At 69.5% G+C, this 15,089-nt stretch carries 11 protein-coding genes; 5 read left to right on the forward strand and 6 right to left on the reverse strand.

The genetic code is table 11. The annotated features are described in order from the left end of the window. Positions 1-43 precede the first annotated feature (43 nt). From GJR97_RS15980 to GJR97_RS15990, 3 genes are read right to left on the reverse strand one after another with little or no spacing between them, the layout of a single operon-like run. Positions 44-1,411, reverse strand: a complete 1,368-nt coding sequence (locus GJR97_RS15980) for an MFS transporter (protein WP_154347777.1) — start codon at positions 1,409-1,411, stop codon at positions 44-46. Then, on the reverse strand, positions 1,408-4,380 hold the full coding sequence (locus GJR97_RS15985) for a glycoside hydrolase family 2 TIM barrel-domain containing protein (protein WP_154347778.1): 2,973 nt from the start codon (positions 4,378-4,380) through the stop codon (positions 1,408-1,410). Before GJR97_RS15985 ends, GJR97_RS15980 begins: the two co-directional genes overlap by 4 nt. Continuing rightward, the gene (locus GJR97_RS15990) at positions 4,377-5,609 is read right to left on the reverse strand and encodes a glycoside hydrolase family 1 protein (RefSeq protein ID WP_324613601.1); all 1,233 of its coding nucleotides are present in this window, start codon (positions 5,607-5,609) and stop codon (positions 4,377-4,379) included. Before GJR97_RS15990 ends, GJR97_RS15985 begins: the two co-directional genes overlap by 4 nt. 77 nt (positions 5,610-5,686) lie before the next feature. On the opposite strand from GJR97_RS15990, the gene GJR97_RS15995 reads away from it, so the two are divergent. The 4 genes from GJR97_RS15995 to GJR97_RS16010 all read left to right on the forward strand — a co-directional run bounded on the left by GJR97_RS15995 (position 5,687) and on the right by GJR97_RS16010 (position 10,957). Further along, positions 5,687-6,310 carry a TetR/AcrR family transcriptional regulator gene (locus tag GJR97_RS15995; protein ID WP_154347779.1) on the forward strand — a complete coding sequence of 208 codons (624 nt, stop codon included), beginning with the start codon at positions 5,687-5,689 and terminating at the stop codon, positions 6,308-6,310. Between the two features lie 125 nt (positions 6,311-6,435). Next, positions 6,436-8,967 carry an alpha-L-rhamnosidase gene (locus GJR97_RS16000; protein ID WP_154347780.1) on the forward strand — a complete coding sequence of 844 codons (2,532 nt, stop codon included), beginning with the start codon at positions 6,436-6,438 and terminating at the stop codon, positions 8,965-8,967. A 107-nt stretch (positions 8,968-9,074) separates the two neighbouring features. Then, positions 9,075-10,364: a family 43 glycosylhydrolase gene (locus GJR97_RS16005; protein ID WP_229276349.1), complete on the forward strand. Its 1,290-nt coding sequence runs from the start codon at positions 9,075-9,077 to the stop codon at positions 10,362-10,364. A gap of 71 nt (positions 10,365-10,435) precedes the next feature. Beyond that, complete coding sequence (locus tag GJR97_RS16010) at positions 10,436-10,957, forward strand: ferredoxin reductase domain-containing protein (protein WP_154347782.1); 522 nt, start codon at positions 10,436-10,438, stop codon at positions 10,955-10,957. 29 nt (positions 10,958-10,986) lie between these two features. Here GJR97_RS16010 and GJR97_RS16015 read toward each other — a convergent pair whose 3' ends face one another. Then, on the reverse strand, positions 10,987-11,940 hold the full coding sequence (locus GJR97_RS16015) for a bile acid:sodium symporter family protein (RefSeq protein ID WP_324613602.1): 954 nt from the start codon (positions 11,938-11,940) through the stop codon (positions 10,987-10,989). Then, entirely contained in the window at positions 11,937-13,130 is a 1,194-nt protein-coding gene (locus tag GJR97_RS16020; protein WP_195760742.1) for a zinc-dependent alcohol dehydrogenase, read from the reverse strand. The genes GJR97_RS16015 and GJR97_RS16020 overlap by 4 nt, the downstream gene beginning before the upstream one ends. A gap of 92 nt (positions 13,131-13,222) precedes the next feature. On the opposite strand from GJR97_RS16020, the gene GJR97_RS16025 reads away from it, so the two are divergent. After that, positions 13,223-14,125: a LysR family transcriptional regulator gene (locus GJR97_RS16025; protein ID WP_154347784.1), complete on the forward strand. Its 903-nt coding sequence runs from the start codon at positions 13,223-13,225 to the stop codon at positions 14,123-14,125. A gap of 30 nt (positions 14,126-14,155) precedes the next feature. Here the strand turns inward: GJR97_RS16025 and GJR97_RS16030 are convergent, their stop codons facing one another. Then, entirely contained in the window at positions 14,156-15,088 is a 933-nt protein-coding gene (locus GJR97_RS16030) for a dihydrodipicolinate synthase family protein (protein WP_154347785.1), read from the reverse strand. Position 15,089 lies beyond the last annotated feature (1 nt).

The following is a 15,089-nucleotide window of genomic DNA, read 5'->3' on the forward strand; positions in this document are numbered from 1 at the left end:
CATCCAACCTTCTCGGGCAACATTTGTCAATCGGTTGCCAGATTCACCCACGGAACCTCACCATGGTGGCCGTGACGATGCCTCCGACTACCGCGAGGGCACCGGAAGCGAGGTACAGGACGGTGTACCGGGCCTCTGCGACCGGAGCCAGGCTCATCACGAGCGGGGCGGCCAGGGGCGCTACGGCGCTCGGGATCCTCTGCGAGAACCCGATGATCGCCGAGAAGCGTCCCGCCTGCGTCTCTCGATGCGGCATCACATCGAGGACCAGCGCCTGGCCGACGGACCCGAACGCGGCGATGCCGACGTTGGAGATCATTGCGCCGGCGATCAGCCCGGGGAGCGTCCACGAGAGGGCCGAGACGATGCATCCGACCGCGAACAGGGCTGCGGCGGTCGCGGTCCACATGCGGCGCGACCCCCATCGGTCGGAGATCCATCCCGCCCCCAGCGCGCCGACGGACGCTGCGGCGATGCCCACCGCCGAGATCGCGGCCATGACGGTGGCGACGTCCTCGACCGGGACGCCGAGCCGCTGGGAGTAGAAGTACGTGCCGTAGGGGATCGTGAGCGACAGTCCGAAGAAGAACAGGAACCTCCCCACCCAAGCCCATGCGAAGGCGGGGTGCCGGCGGGGGTCGAAGGCGAGGCTCAGCACGAACCTCGCGACGGTCAGCGCATCCGCGAAGCGCAGGTGCCGCGAGTCGCCCTCGTGGACGAACAGCGCGAAGGCGAGCACCATCAGCGCACCGAGCAGTGCGGGGACGAGGAACAGCAGCAGTGAGCTTCCGGTCACGAGACCCGCGAGCAGGATGCCGAGCACCGGTGCCACCTGGCCCGCCAGATTCACCAGGCCCGAGACCTGGCCCCGCTGGCGCTCGGGGAGTGTGTCGGCGAGCAGGTTGCCGATCGATCCGCCCGCGGTGCCCCACCCGATGGAGGTGAGCAGCCAGCCTGCCGTGAGGACGGGGATGTTCGGGGCGAACGCGAGCACCGGCACGGCGGCCAGCCCGATTGCGACCCCGAGCACGGTGAACGGTCGCCGCCGTCCCCATCGGGATCGGGTGCGATCGCTGATGATACCGGTCAGAGGAGCGGCGACCAGTGAGCAGACCGCGCCGATGCCGAGGATGTAGCCGAGAACGCTCTCCTGTCCGGGCGCCAGGTCCGCCAGTCGCAGCGCCATCGAGTACGCCATCGGAACCACGAGCGCGAGACCGGCGCCGAACGCGCCGACGAAGATCAGCGCGACGGTGCGTCGCGGCACCCGTCGCTCGGCGGGGTCCGTCTGCGGAGACCCGGGGGCTGACGGCGACAGTGCGTCCACGGCGACGGTCTCGGCGAGGATCACGTCGGTCCGCTCGGGCGATGCTCCCCCCATCCCCCGCACGGCGTCACGATCCTGCGTCATGACGTGCGAGGTGTGAGAGTGAGCTCCCAGCTCCAGGCGTAGTGATCGCCCGCGAGACGATGCACCCGCTGGGTGTCGGGCCCGAGCAGCGCCGTCCCCACACCGCGATGGGCGATGTCGAGATGGACGATCGTGCGCGAGCTGTCAGGGAGCTGCCACCAGTGGGTCGCGTCCTCGAGTTCGTCGAGGGTGTGTCGCGAAGCGCTGACGTGCAGCGGCTGCGCCGACGTCACCGTGACGACGCCCGCCGGTCCCGAGATCTCGAGATGGTCGACGCCGCCTCGCGTGCCGTTCTCCTGAGGGATCAGGTAGGGCGTCGCGAGGTCGTCGATGGAGCTCGCCCATCGCCCCAGCAGGGCGGAGCTGTGGCGGTCGGGGTAGTTCTCCCACGGGCCGAGTCCGACCCACTCGGCGTCGTCGAAGCGTCCCTCGAGTTCGAAGCGGACTCCAACCCGGAGCCCGTCGCGCGTGCCCTCGGGAAGGGAGACCTCTTCATCGATGCGGTAACCGCCGGCGACCTCCGAGATGCGGCGCCGGTGCACGACCTCGTCGTCCCATGCGGTGGCGTACCGGATGGTGACGAGTGTGGCGTCGTCGGTCTTCTCGACCTCGACGGACGACTGGGTCAGGGAGAAGAAGCCGGATCGGACGAAGCGCTTGTCGAGTGCGAACGAGTTGTCGTTGTCGACCATGGCGCGCCACAGGCACAGTTCGGGCGGTGCCGCGAGCAACGGATGGGCGATCGCGCCGTCGTCGGTGACGTCGGCAGGCTGGCCCGCCTCGCGCAGCGGTCGCGGAGTCCGGGGCAGCACGACCTGTTCCACGCTCAGCTCGGTCCCCGCGGGCGCCCAGATCGCGTCGCGCGCGGTCCGCACGCTCAGCGAGAGCGCGAGCGCGTCGTCCCCTGCGAGGCTCGAGGCGACCTCTGCGGGGAGGGTCAGCGCGGTTTCCTCACCGGGTTCCAGGTTCAGCGAGATCGGCGTGCTGCTGACCGCGCCGTCTCGCGTTTCGACACGGAGCTCGAACGCGAGATCGCTGAGATCGGCGAAGTGACGCCGGCTGCAGACGCGGATCGTCCCGGCGAGCGCGTCGGCGGCATCCGACGTGATCCGCACGGGGCTGAAGATGCCGCGCATCTCGAACATGGCGGGCTTGGGGGTGGCATCCGAGAACGCGATGCCGTTGAGCATCGTGGCGCCGTCGTGGGCGGTGTCGTCGAAGTCGCCGCCGTAGCGGAAGGTCCCGTCGCCCTCGATGTCGAGGGCGTGGTCGGTGAACTCCCAGATGAAACCGCCCTGCAGAGCGGGGAGGGTTTCGAAGAGGCGCCAGTACTCGGCGAGTCCGCCGGTGGAGTTCCCCTGCGAGTAGGCGTACTCGCACAGGATCAGCGGGCGATCCGTTCGCTCGTCGTTCGCGTAGCCCTCGAGCGCGGCGAACGACGGGTACATCGGCGCCACGATGTCGGTCGCGCTGCGTCCGCCGTGCCAGTCGGTGGCGATGGCGCCTTCGTAGTGGACGGGACGGGACGGGTCGGTGCTGCGCACCCAGGCCGCTGCGGCGTCCTGGGCGGCGCCGTGTCCGGACTCGTTGCCGAGCGACCAGGCGATCACGCACGGGTGGTTGCGGTCGCGCAGCACCATGCGCTGGACGCGCTCGACGATGGGGAGGAGGTAGTCGGGATCGTCCGGGATCCGGGAGGCGAAGGCGTGCGCTTCGACGTCAGCCTCGTCCACGACGAGGAAGCCGACCTCGTCGCACAGGTCGAGGAACACCGGGTCGTTGGGATAGTGCGCGGTGCGGATCGCGTTCACGTTGAAGCGCTTGAGGAGGCTCAGCTCCTTCAGCATCCGGTCGCGGCTGATCACCCGTCCGGTGCGCTCGTCGATGTCGTGCCGGTTCACCCCCTGGATGAGGACGCGTGCGCCGTTCACGAGAAGGTCGCTGCCGACGATGCGGACGGTGCGGAATCCGACCCGCAGCGAGACGGCGTCGATGTCGGCGCCGTCGGGGTCGACCAGTGTGACGCGCACGTCGTACAGGGCGGGGCGCTCGGGAGACCACGGCTGCACATCGATGTCGAGCAGTTCGGCCTTCGCGGTCCCGGCGATGCCGAAGGTCGGCATCGCCATGGATCCGAGATTGGGGATAGCACGGAACTCGGTCGGGATCGGCGCGCTGGCCGCCTTGATGCTGAGAAGGTCCATCACGTCGTCGGGGAGCATCGGCGCGGGGCGGCTGTCGCGCTCCTTGGCCGGCTTGGGGAGTGTCGGCGCGGCGACGCGTGCGGCGATGTCGGCCTCGGCGGTGTGCTCGGCTGCCTCGACTCGGACCTTGTAGCCGCCGTCCCGGCGCTGCGCGAGGCCCGCGGTCTCCACATCGAGCCGGAGCGATCCGATCGCGCGTTCGTGATCCCAATCGGCGTGTACGACGACATCCGCGATCCGGATCTCGGGAACGATCGAGATCCACACCGACCGCGAGATGCCGGACTGCCACCACTGGTCCTGGTCTTCGAGATAGCTCTCCTCGGACCACTTGGCGACGGCGAGCTCGATGGTGTTGTCGCCGTCCACGGCGACGTCGGTGATGTCGAAATCCGCCTCGAGATGGGAGTCCGTACTCGGCGCGTAGGCGTGGCCGTTGACGGTGACGGTCAGCTGCCCCTCGGCCGCGCCGACATGGAGGATGATCCGCGTCCCCGGCTCGGGGCGGAGAGCGACGAGGCGTCGGTAGAGGCCGGTGGGGTTGTCGGCCGGGACGGTCGGGGGCATCTCGTCGAACGGCATCGGCACGTTCGTGTAGAACGGCCGGTCCTGCGGCGAGGACATCGTCCACAGCGACGGAACCTCGGCGGTCTCCCATGCGTCCGAGTGCTGGGCGTCGGGTGTCGGGAGCAGCTGGAAGTCCCAGGTCCCGTCGAGGGGCATGTCTGCCGGGCGCCGGACCGCGCGCATGGTCTCGCGCTTCATCGGGCGCCTCCGTTCAGGCTCGCGCCGCCGGTGCGGGCGACGTCGCCGAGCCACGTGAAGCTCGGCTTGGGGGTGCGGGCGAAGGTCTCACGGTCCACGGCGATGAGCCCGAAGGTCGGGTCCCAGTGCCCCCACTCGTAGTTGTCGAGCAGGCTCCAGTGCAGGTAGCCGCGGATGTCGACGCCGTCGGCGACCGCGCTCGAGACGGCCTCGAGCGCGCCGCGCGTGTAGGAGATGCGCTGTTCGTCGTCCTTGGTGGCGATGCCGTTCTCGGTGATGAGGATCGGCACGCCGCCGGTGACCTCCCACGCGTGGCGGGCGGCGATCCCGACCGCGTCGGGCCGGTAGGGCGTGCCGACGAGGGTGTCGTCCGGCTGTGGCGTGTGCGGGACCGGACCGTCCGGGCCGACGGGGATCGTCGAGTACGACTGCACGCCGATGAAGTCGTCACCGCGTGCGGCTTCCAGGTAGAGGTCCTCCCACACCCAGCTCAGTTCGCGGGCCGCCTGCTCACCGCCGGGGAGCACCTCGTAGGCGCGGTTGGCGACCGTCCATCCGACCTTGGCGTCGGTGCGCTCGTGCAGGATCTCGCGCGCGGCGTGGTGGGCCCGGATGAAGCGCCGGCCGATCTCGGGATCGGGCGGCGGCAGCTGCGGGCGCGGGCGCTCGGTGTCGCCCTCGATCGTGGGGCTCGTCCATTCCTTGGCCGCCTCGGGGTCGGCGGCGAGGCGTGCCATTCCGGTCATCATGGCGAGCATGTTGGGCTCGTTGATCGTGGCGATCCAGTCGACGCCCTCGAGGATGCCGGTCACGGCCCCGACGTACGAGCGGTATCGGTCTACGGCGGAATCGGCGAGCCATCCGCCCTCCTGCGCGAGCCACTGCGGATTCGTGAAGTGATGAAGCGTCACGACCGGAGTGAGACCGGCCTGCTGCACGGTCTCGATCATGCGGCGGTAGTGGGCGAGCTGCGCCTTCGAGATCATTCCCGGTCGCGGTTCGATCCGCGCCCACTCGATCCCGAACCGGTACGCGGTGTATCCCGCGTCGGCGAGGAGGCGGACATCCTCGCCGTACCGGTGGTAGCTGTCGCAGGCGTCCCCGCTGAATTCCATCCCCGGCATGCGACCTTCGTTCGCCCAGAAGTCGCTGGCCGTGTTGTTACCCTCGGTCTGGTGCGGGGCGGTGGACGCTCCCCAGAGGAAGCCGTCGGGGAATGTGGTCATCATCGATCCGTCCTTGTGGTGAACGAGCACGAGCGTAACATCAATTTCGCAATCAGTTGCAGTTTTCGAAGGAGCACTCCATGAAGCGAGGTGCCGAACGAGGTCCCTACGCCAAGACCGCGGACGTCCGGCGGAAGATCGTCGAGGCGTGCATGGAGACCTTCGCCGCGACCGGCTTCCAGGCCACGACCATGGCCGAGGTCGCCCGCCGGGCAGGCATCAGCCACAACGGACTCCTCCACCACTTCCCCACCAAGGAGGACCTGCTCCTTGCCGTGATCGAACGTCGCGACTCACAGATCGCCGCCACACTCGCCGGCGCCGGCGCCCCGGACGCCGAAGCCGATCCCCGCGAGATCCTGGCGAGCTCGATCCGCGCCACCGCGCCGGAGAAGTGGTCGGTGGCGGACCTCGAACTCGACGCCGTGCTGTCCGGCGAGGCCGCAGTTGCCGAGCATCCCGCACACGCAGCGATCGCGGAGCGCTACGAAGGCATCCGCCACTTCTACGCGCGCCTTCTCGGTCAACTGAGCGATCAGGGCCAGCTTCGGACTGACGGCGGCGACCCGGACGCTCTGGCGACGATGTTCCTCGCACTCGCCGAGGGACTCCGGCAGCAATGGCTGTTCGACAAGGATGGCGTCGATGTGGCCGCGTCGATGGACCTGTTCTTCGATCTCATCGTCGCGGACGAGCAATCCTGAGCGTCACCTGAATTTTGCAACGGGTTGCGAAATTCGTTTGAGGGTGCTTCACTGGTGCCTGGAGCCGCGCGGCTTCGAACCGCGCGCAGTGCTTGAACCACGATGGCGCGGATGGAGACCCGACGATGACGCACCCTGATCCCCTTCTGCCGACGGCGGCGCGATTCATCGGCGCTCCCGAGGCACTCGGCGACGCCGCTCCGTATCTGCGATTCGCATTCACTCTCGAGGAGCAGCCGGTCGCCGCCACGCTGCGCACCACGGCGCTGGGCATCGTCGAGCCGTGGCTCAATGGCGCCCGCGTCGGCGACGAGCTGCTCGCACCGGGGTGGACCTCGTACCGTCACCGCGTGATCGTGTCCGACCACGACGTCACCGAGGCCATCCACGCGGGAGAGAACGTCGTCGGCGCGATCGTCGGCCGCGGCTGGGCTGCGGGCCGGCTCGGCTGGGACGGTGCAGCCCAGTACTACACCGATCGACCCGCCGCCTGGATCGAACTCCGACTCGAGTTCGCCGACGGCTCGCAGCGCACGATCGACAGCTCGGACCGGTTCCGCGTCGCCACAGGCGCCGTGCTCGCGGACGATCTGTACGACGGCGAGACGTACGACGCGCGACTCGAGCCCACGGGCTGGTGCGCACCGGGCTTCGATGACTCGGCCTGGGTTCCGGCCGAGGAGCGCGAGTGGGATCTTGCCACTCTCGAGCCGCGCACCGCGGAGCCGATTCGCGCGACCGAGGTGCTGCATCCGGTCGAGATCACGACCAGCGCGAGCGGTGCCCGAATCATCGACTTCGGGCAGAACATCTCAGGGTGGGTGCGGCTGCGCGTCGACGGCCCCTCCGGCACCGAGCTCACACTCCGACACGGTGAGCTGCTGACCCCCGACGGCGAGCTCGAGACCGTGAACCTGCGCAGCGCCCAGGCCGTCGACCGGTACGTCCTCGCCGGATCCGTCGTCGAACAGTGGGAGCCGCGCTTCACGTTCCACGGCTTCCGCTACGCGGAGATCACCGGCTGGCCGGGGGCGCTCGCGCCCGAGGACGTCGACGCCGTCGCCATCCACACCGACATGACCCGCACGGGCTGGCTCGAGACCTCCGACGAGCTGCTGAACAAGCTGCACGCCAACACGGTCTGGGGCATGCGCGGCAACTTCGTGGGCCTTCCCACAGACTGCCCGCAGCGCGATGAGCGACTGGGCTGGACGGGCGACGTCAACGCCTTCGGCCCGACCGCCGCGTTCCTGTACGACGTCCGCGGGGTTCTCTCCTCGTGGCTCGCGGACGTCGCCGCCGAGCAGACCGAGCTCGGGTACGTCCCGTGGTACGTTCCGCAGATCACCGGTCGCACGCAGGCGCCGACGGCCCTGTGGGGCGACGTGGTCGTCAGCCTGCCCTGGGCGATGTACCAGGAGTACGGCGACCTCGACCTGCTCGACCAGAGCTACCCGTCCGCCGTCGCGTTCGTGGACCAGGTCGAAGAGCTCCTCGACGACAAGGGACTCTGGTCCAACGGGTACCAGTTCGGCGACTGGCTCGATCCCGACGCGCCCGGCGAGCGGCCCGACCTGGCGAAGGCCGACCGGTTCCTGGTCGCGACGGCGTACTTCGCGCGCGTCTCGCGTGAGATCGCCGACATCGCCTCGGCACTGGGGCGCGCCGCCGACGCCGAGCGGTATCGCACGCTCTCCGCGCGGGTGCGAGGCGCCTTCCTCCACGAATACGTCGCGCCCTCGGGCCGCATCGTCGACGAGTCCCCCACCGCCTACGCCCTGGCCATCCGCTTCGGCCTTCTGGAGGGCGACCGGAAGGCCCGCGCAGGAGAGCGCCTCGCCGCCAAGATCGCCGAGAGCGGATTCCGCATCTCGACCGGCTTCGCCGGCACCCCCCATGTCCTCGACGCCCTCGTCGAGACGGGGCACGCCGACGTCGCCTACCGGCTCCTCATGCAGCAGGAGAGCCCGTCGTTCCTGTATCCGGTCACGATGGGCGCCACCACGATCTGGGAGCGCTGGGACGCGGTGCGCCCCGACGGCACCCTTCACCCGTCCGCCATGACATCGCTCAACCATTACGCCCTCGGCGCGGTCGCCGACTGGATGCGCCGCCGCATCGGCGGGCTCACGGCTCTGGAGCCCGGCTACCGGCGCGTCGAGATCGCTCCCCTCCCGGGCGGCGGGCTCACCTCGGCATCCGTCTCGCACGACACGCGCTTCGGGCGCATCGAGGCGGCGTGGCGCATCGACGGGACCGCCGCGACCCTCACGGCGACCATCCCCGACGGCGTCACCGCCCTGGTCTCGCCGCCGCTGCACCCCGATGCGCTCACCCAGGAGGTGACGGCCGGCAGCCACACGTGGACCTACGAGCTCACCGTCGCCGAGATGCCGGAGTTCGACCTGGATACCCCCATCAGCGAGATCGTCGCGTTCCCCGACGCCTGGGACGCGGCATTCGACGCGATCCTGCAGCACCACCCGTTCCTGAAGGACTACATGCCCGAGCCGCCGCCCGCGGGGACGCCGGAGGGACAGATGTCGCTGCGATTCATGCTGAGCCAGATCCCCGGATCGGGCCCGACCGTCGAGGCGGACGTGTACCGTGCCCTACAGGACGCCCGGGCCCGCTCGCTGCCCGGCGCCCTCGTCTGACCGGAGAACGAAGAATGGTCGACCTCGCACCGCACGTCAGCTCGGCTCACGGGCGCAATCCCGTTCTCCCGCTGGACGTCCACATCCCGGACGCCGAGGCGCGTGCCATGCCGGACGGACGGCTGTACCTGTACGGCAGCCTCGACGAGCGCGAGGACCGCTACTGCAGCGGTCGGTACCGCGTGGCCTCGACCGCCGATCTGCGCGAGTGGACGATGCATCCCACGTCGTTCACCACCGACGACGTGCCTTGGGCGGGTGTCGTCCCTCCGTCCGGCCGGTCGTTCCTCGACGGGGTGACGTCGTACGACGAGCTTCCCGAGTACGCGCGCGCGATGCTCCCACCCGGAGCGATGGACGTTCCGTTCGAGGAGTTCGCCGCGGGTGTGCGCGCGGCGACGGCCCAGCGCCAGCCGACCGAGCCCCTGCTCTACGCGCCCGACGCGATCGAGCGCGATGGCCGGTACTACCTGTACTTCTGCATGTCGGACGACAGCGAGGGCGTCGCGGTCGCCGATGGCCCCGCTGGGCCGTTCGGCGATGCCACACGCCTGCCGATCTCGCAGATCGACCCGGCGGTATTCGTCGATGACGACGGCCAGGCCTATCTGTACTGGGGGCAGTTCTCGGCGAACGTTGCGCGCCTGAACCGCGACATGATGTCGATCGATGAGTCCTCGATCGTCAACGGTCTGATCACCGAAGCCGAACACCACTTCCACGAGGGCTGCTCGATGCGCAAGCGCGACGGCGTCTACTACCTCGTGTTCGCCGACACCTCCCGCGGCAAACCCACCTGTCTCGGCTACGCCACCAGCACGAGCCCGCTCGGCCCGTTCGAGTACCGCGGCGTCATCATCGACAACGCCGACTGCGATCCGGAGAGCTGGAACAACCACGGCTCGATCGAGTGCGTCGACGGCCAGTGGTACGTCTTCTACCACCGCTCCTCGCGCGGGTCCTCGAGCATGCGACGCGTGTGCATCGAGCCCATCCGGTTCCTCCCCGATGGGAGCATCCCGGAGGTCCCGATGACCTCGCAGGGCGCCGGCGCCCCCTATGGACCCGGCGAGACGATCCCCGGCTCGTCGGCGTGCTCGGTCACGGGAACCGCCCGGATCGCCCCCGTCGCGGAGGGCGAAGCCGTCGTCGGGTTCGCCGACGGCGACACGGCGATCTTCCGCTACGTCGAGAGCGAGGTCGCCATGCGCACCGTCCACGTCGACCTGCGCGGTACGGGCCGGATGCTCGTCCTCGCAGACGGGACGCCGCTCACCGAGGTCGACGCGGGCGCGGCCCCGACTCCGATCGACCTCGCGCCGGGCCGCCATGAGATCACCGTCCAGGCCCGCGACCCCCGGGATCTCGAGTTGATCGGGCTCCGCTTCGATCGGTGACCAGCGCGCTCTCAGACGCCCGCGGGTAGCGTTGCCTGGCCCCCAACCCACGCATCACGTTGGTCACACGAATGACCGCGGCGCTCGTGGTCAAGATCCCGTACCACCGCTGGCAGCCGGTGCACATCGTCACCATGGTGGTGTTCTCGCTGCTGACCGTGCATGCGCTTCTCGCCTCGAAGGGATTGGGGGCGACACCGGCGTTCGCGATCTCGGCAGGGATCTTCGCCGTCGTCGGAACCCTGAGCATGGCGGTCAGACTCGTCGACAAGGCGCGCGGCGGCGCCGAGTACGAGGTCATCGCGACCACACGGACGGCGCGCGAGGTGGAGATCTCCCTCTCCCCCGCGGGACCCCGGACCATCCTGCCCCCGACGGCCGGCCAGTTCGCGTTCCTCACGGCCAGCCCTGGCGGAACGCGCGAGACGCACCCCTTCACGCTCAGCAGCGCGGCCGGAGGCCGCGAGCTCTCCTTCGTGATCCGCGCTCTGGGCGATTGGACCTCGCGCGTGCAGGACGGGCTCGCCGTCGGCGACCGCGTGCGGGTGGACGGACCGTTCGGAGCATTCGCCCCCAGCCGGAACGTCGTTTGACCTTGGTACCGGGCCCGCTCCCGTGGCCCCTATCGCTCTGAATCCGAGCTCGGAAGCGCATCCTGACCGGACGCGGCCACGGCGGCGGCGGGGACCGCGAGGTCGTCGCGCTTCCGGGTGATCGCCCAGCCGAAGATCGGGATGACGAAGAACTTCAGCACGGTGTACGCAGCGGCGGGCACGGCCAGGAGCGGCTCGTTCAGCACCGAGATGGCGACGGTGATCGCGAGCGTCTCGGTGTGGATCCCGAGCTCCATCGTGATGGCGATGGATCGCGCACGACTCACGCGGAGGAGTCGCGGCACGAAATAGCCCACGGAGAGGTTGACGATGCAGAACACGATCGCGATGATCGCGATGCTGCCGAGATAGGGAAGGATGTCGCGGCTCTGGACGATGAGCGCTCCGACGAAGACGACCAGGAGAATGACGATCGAGGCGACGCGCATCGGACGGTCCAGCCGTGCGGAGAACTGCGGCGCGCGGGAGCGGACCAGCATGCCGAAGGCGATCGGCACCAGCGCGATCACGAAGACCTGCAGCGTGTCCAGCGGCTGCAGGCCGATGGAGGTGTCGTCGGCCAGGAAGTACGCGAACGAGAGATTCGCGATGAGGGGGAAGGTGAACACCGAGATCACGGAGTTGATCGCGAGCACGGTGACGTTGAACGCCACGTCTCCGCGGAACAGGTGGCTGAACAACGACGCGGACGCGCCCCCCGGGCAGGCGGCGATGAGCATCATCCCCGCGGCGAGATAGGGACCGGCCTCGCCGGCGTTCTGCAGGCCGGTCGCGAGCACCAGCGCGAAGCAGAGGGCGGGGAGCAGGACCAACTGGCACCCGAGCGCGATCAGCACTTCGCGCGGCTGCCTCGCGGCGCGCGCGAAGTCGGCGGGCGTGAGCGACAGCCCCAGGCCGAACATGAGGAGTCCGAGCGCGAGCGGGAGGAGGAGGCTGAGCATGGTGACGTCGGCCCCGGTCACGCGGGGCGCTCATCCGCCGACGAGGGCTCCGGCAGGTCGAGCATCACCTTGATCGCTCCGCCGCGTCGTTCGATGTACGTCGCGAAGGCCTCATCGATCCGCTCCAGCGGGAAGCGATGGGTGATCAGTCCGCCGAGCGGCAGACGACCGCGCGTTGCGAGGGCGACGGCCCGAGCCACCGACCCACTCCCTTCCCCACGGACCGTGCGCAGTGTGATCCCCGAGGTGACCGCGCGGTTCAGATCGGCCGTGACCGGCGCGCCGAAGAAGCCGACCAGGACGACGTCGCCGCCGCGCTTGCACATGAGCAGCGCCGGGTCCACCGCCGCCGCGGCTCCGGAGCATTCGAGGACGATGTCGGCACCGACGCCGCCGAAGGCCGCGCGCACCCGCTCCACCGCATCCGGAAGGCGACCGTCGACCACCATGTCGGCGCCCAAATCTGTCCCGATCAGCAGACGCTCCGCCCGGGTTCCGACGAGCACGACCTTCGCCGCCCCGAGCTCCCGGGCGATCTTCACGGCGATCAGTCCGATCGGGCCGGGCCCGATCACCGCCACGGTCGCGCCGACGAGCATGCGCGGCACGACGTCGAAGGCGTGCATCACCGTGCCGGCCGTCGTGAGCAGCACCGCCTCGTCGAAGCTCACCGCGTCGGGCAGCCGGGTCAGCGTGGAGACGTGGTTGAGGGCGTACTGAGCGAATCCCCCGTTCACCGTCATCCCCTGGGCCCGATGACCCTTGGACCGGTCGCCGTAGTTGAGGCAGTCGGTGTACGCGCCGCGCAGGCAGTTCGCGCAACGCATGCAGCCCCGATGCGCTTCGGTGACCACTCGATCTCCGGGCGCGAACTCGTCGACGGAGCTCCCGACCTCGGCGACGACCCCGGCGTACTCGTGCCCGGGGATGAAGTCGGCGCTCGGAGGTCGCCCGCCGTCGAAGAAGGCATGGCTGCGGATCTTCACATCGGTGCCGCAGAGGGACGCCCGCCGCACCTCGACGAGGACTTCGTCGGGACCCGGCACCGGCCTCGGAACCGTGCGCACCTCGATCTCACCGGGGTCTCCCAGCACCGCTGCCGTCATCGTCGTCGAAGCCAAGGCATCCTCCGTCTGCGCATCCTTGCGAACCCGTTCACAGAACCACGAGCACGATGGCGGCGTCCAAGATGCAGATCGCGCGCCGGTCATAGTCATCGTCTATGGGCTCGTCGTCACGCCCTCAGGACCAGCACGTAGGCCCTCTCGATCGGCTTTCCGCCCCGGTCGCCTAGGCTGTGCCGATGAGGTTGCGTCAGCTCGAGTACTTCGCGGCGATCTGCGACCAGGGATCGTTCACCGGTGCGGCGCAGGCACTGTTCGTCGCCCAGCCGTCTCTGTCCCAGCAGATCCGTGAACTCGAGCGCGAGCTCGGCACTGCGCTGCTCGAGCGAAGCCACCACGGCGTCTCGCTCACGCCTGCGGGCCGTGCGTTCCTGCCGCACGCTCGCGCCGCCGTAGAAGCCGCCGAGGCGGGGCGGCGAGAAGTCTCGCGCGTCATCGACGGTGTGGCCGGCGAGATCAAGGTGCTCACGGTCGGCTCGGTCGCTGCGAACGTCCTTCCGTCGGGCCTCGCGCGCTGGCGCGAACAGTCGCCTTCAACCGTGCTGAGTCTGCACGACTTCACACACCGGCGCGATCTGGAAGCGGCCATGCGCGCGGGCCGCGGCGATGTGGCCGTGGGCCCACGACCCGCGGACTGGGACGGCGACGTCGTCTCACTGGGATTCGAGGAGCTCGTCGTCGTCGGCAAGGGTCCCTTCGACCGCGACGCCGTCGATGGGCGCACGCTCGAGGCGGCTGACTGGATCCACTTCGAAGGCGAGCAGGGAATGGGCGATGTCGTCGACTGGGCGACATGGTCGCTCGGCATCACTCCCCGTGTGGTCGTGCGTGTGGGCCAGGTGGCAGCGGCCCTGGGGCTGGCCGTCGAAGGTGTGGGGCTGACGATCGTTCCGGCCAACGCCGTTCCCCTCGGCTGGAGCGGGAACGTGCGCTCCCCCCAGCCGCGCCTGTACCGGGAGCTGGTGGCATACACCAGGGGCGCGGCGTCCGCTTCCGCCCGCGGCTTCATCGAGACGCTGACATCGGTGGACCTGCCGATCGCGGCACCCGCCGAGCTGCCGCTCGGTTCGCTCACGCTGTAGCGCGCTCCCCCGCCGACCGGAATCGCGTGGCTACGGGTTCGGCACGCGGGCACGCGTATCGCGCCTGGCGAGGCGCCCGAGAAGGAAGTCGACCTCGTCGCGTTCCCACTTCGACAGCTCACGTCCGGGCCGTCGCTGCGCCGCGGAGTCGAGAATGCCGCGACGCTGCATGACGTACTTGCGCACGGCCAGCCCGGTACCGGGCTGCTGCTCGTACCTGATCAGCGGCAGGTGCGCGTCGAACAGGTCGTGCGCCTCGTCCCGTCTGCCCGAAGAGGTCAGGCGCACCATGTCGACGAGCAGCTCGGGGAAGCAGTAGCCGGTCATGGCGCCGTCCGCGCCCCGTTCCAGTTCGAAGTCCAGGAACAGGCCGCCGTTCCCGCACAGGATCGAGAGACGCCGCTGCCCCGCCGCCTCGCGTTCCCGGATGGCTGTGATCTTCTCCAGACCGGGCCAGTCCTCATGCTTCAGCATCACGATCGACGGGACCGTCTCGACGATCTGGGAGATGACACGGGGAGAGATCTGCACCGAGAACGACAGCGGATAGTCCTGCAGGCAGATCGGCACGTCCGGCCCGAGCGCCTCCGCAGCCTGGGTGTAGTACGCGATGATCTGGTCATCGGTGCGCAGGGTGTTGGGCGGTGCGACCATGACCCCGGCCGCGCCCATGGTCATCACCTCGTGCGCCAGCGTGCGCATCGTGCCGAACCCGGGAGCGGTCACCCCGACCACCACCGGAAGGGCCGTACGCTCCAGCACCGTGCGGACGATCGCAAGCGATTCCTCCGCTGCGAGTTTGGGGGCTTCCCCCATCTGGCCGAGCACGGTCAGGCCGGTGACGCCCGCCGAGGCGTAGAAGTCGATGAGCCGGCGCAGCGAGGCGGAGTCGACCGCTCCATCCGGGTGGAACGGTGTCGGAGCGATGGCGAAGACACCCCGCGAGTCCGCGTCGATCGCCATG

The organism is Agromyces kandeliae, from assembly GCF_009674665.1.
Lineage (GTDB): Bacteria > Actinomycetota > Actinomycetes > Actinomycetales > Microbacteriaceae > Agromyces > Agromyces kandeliae.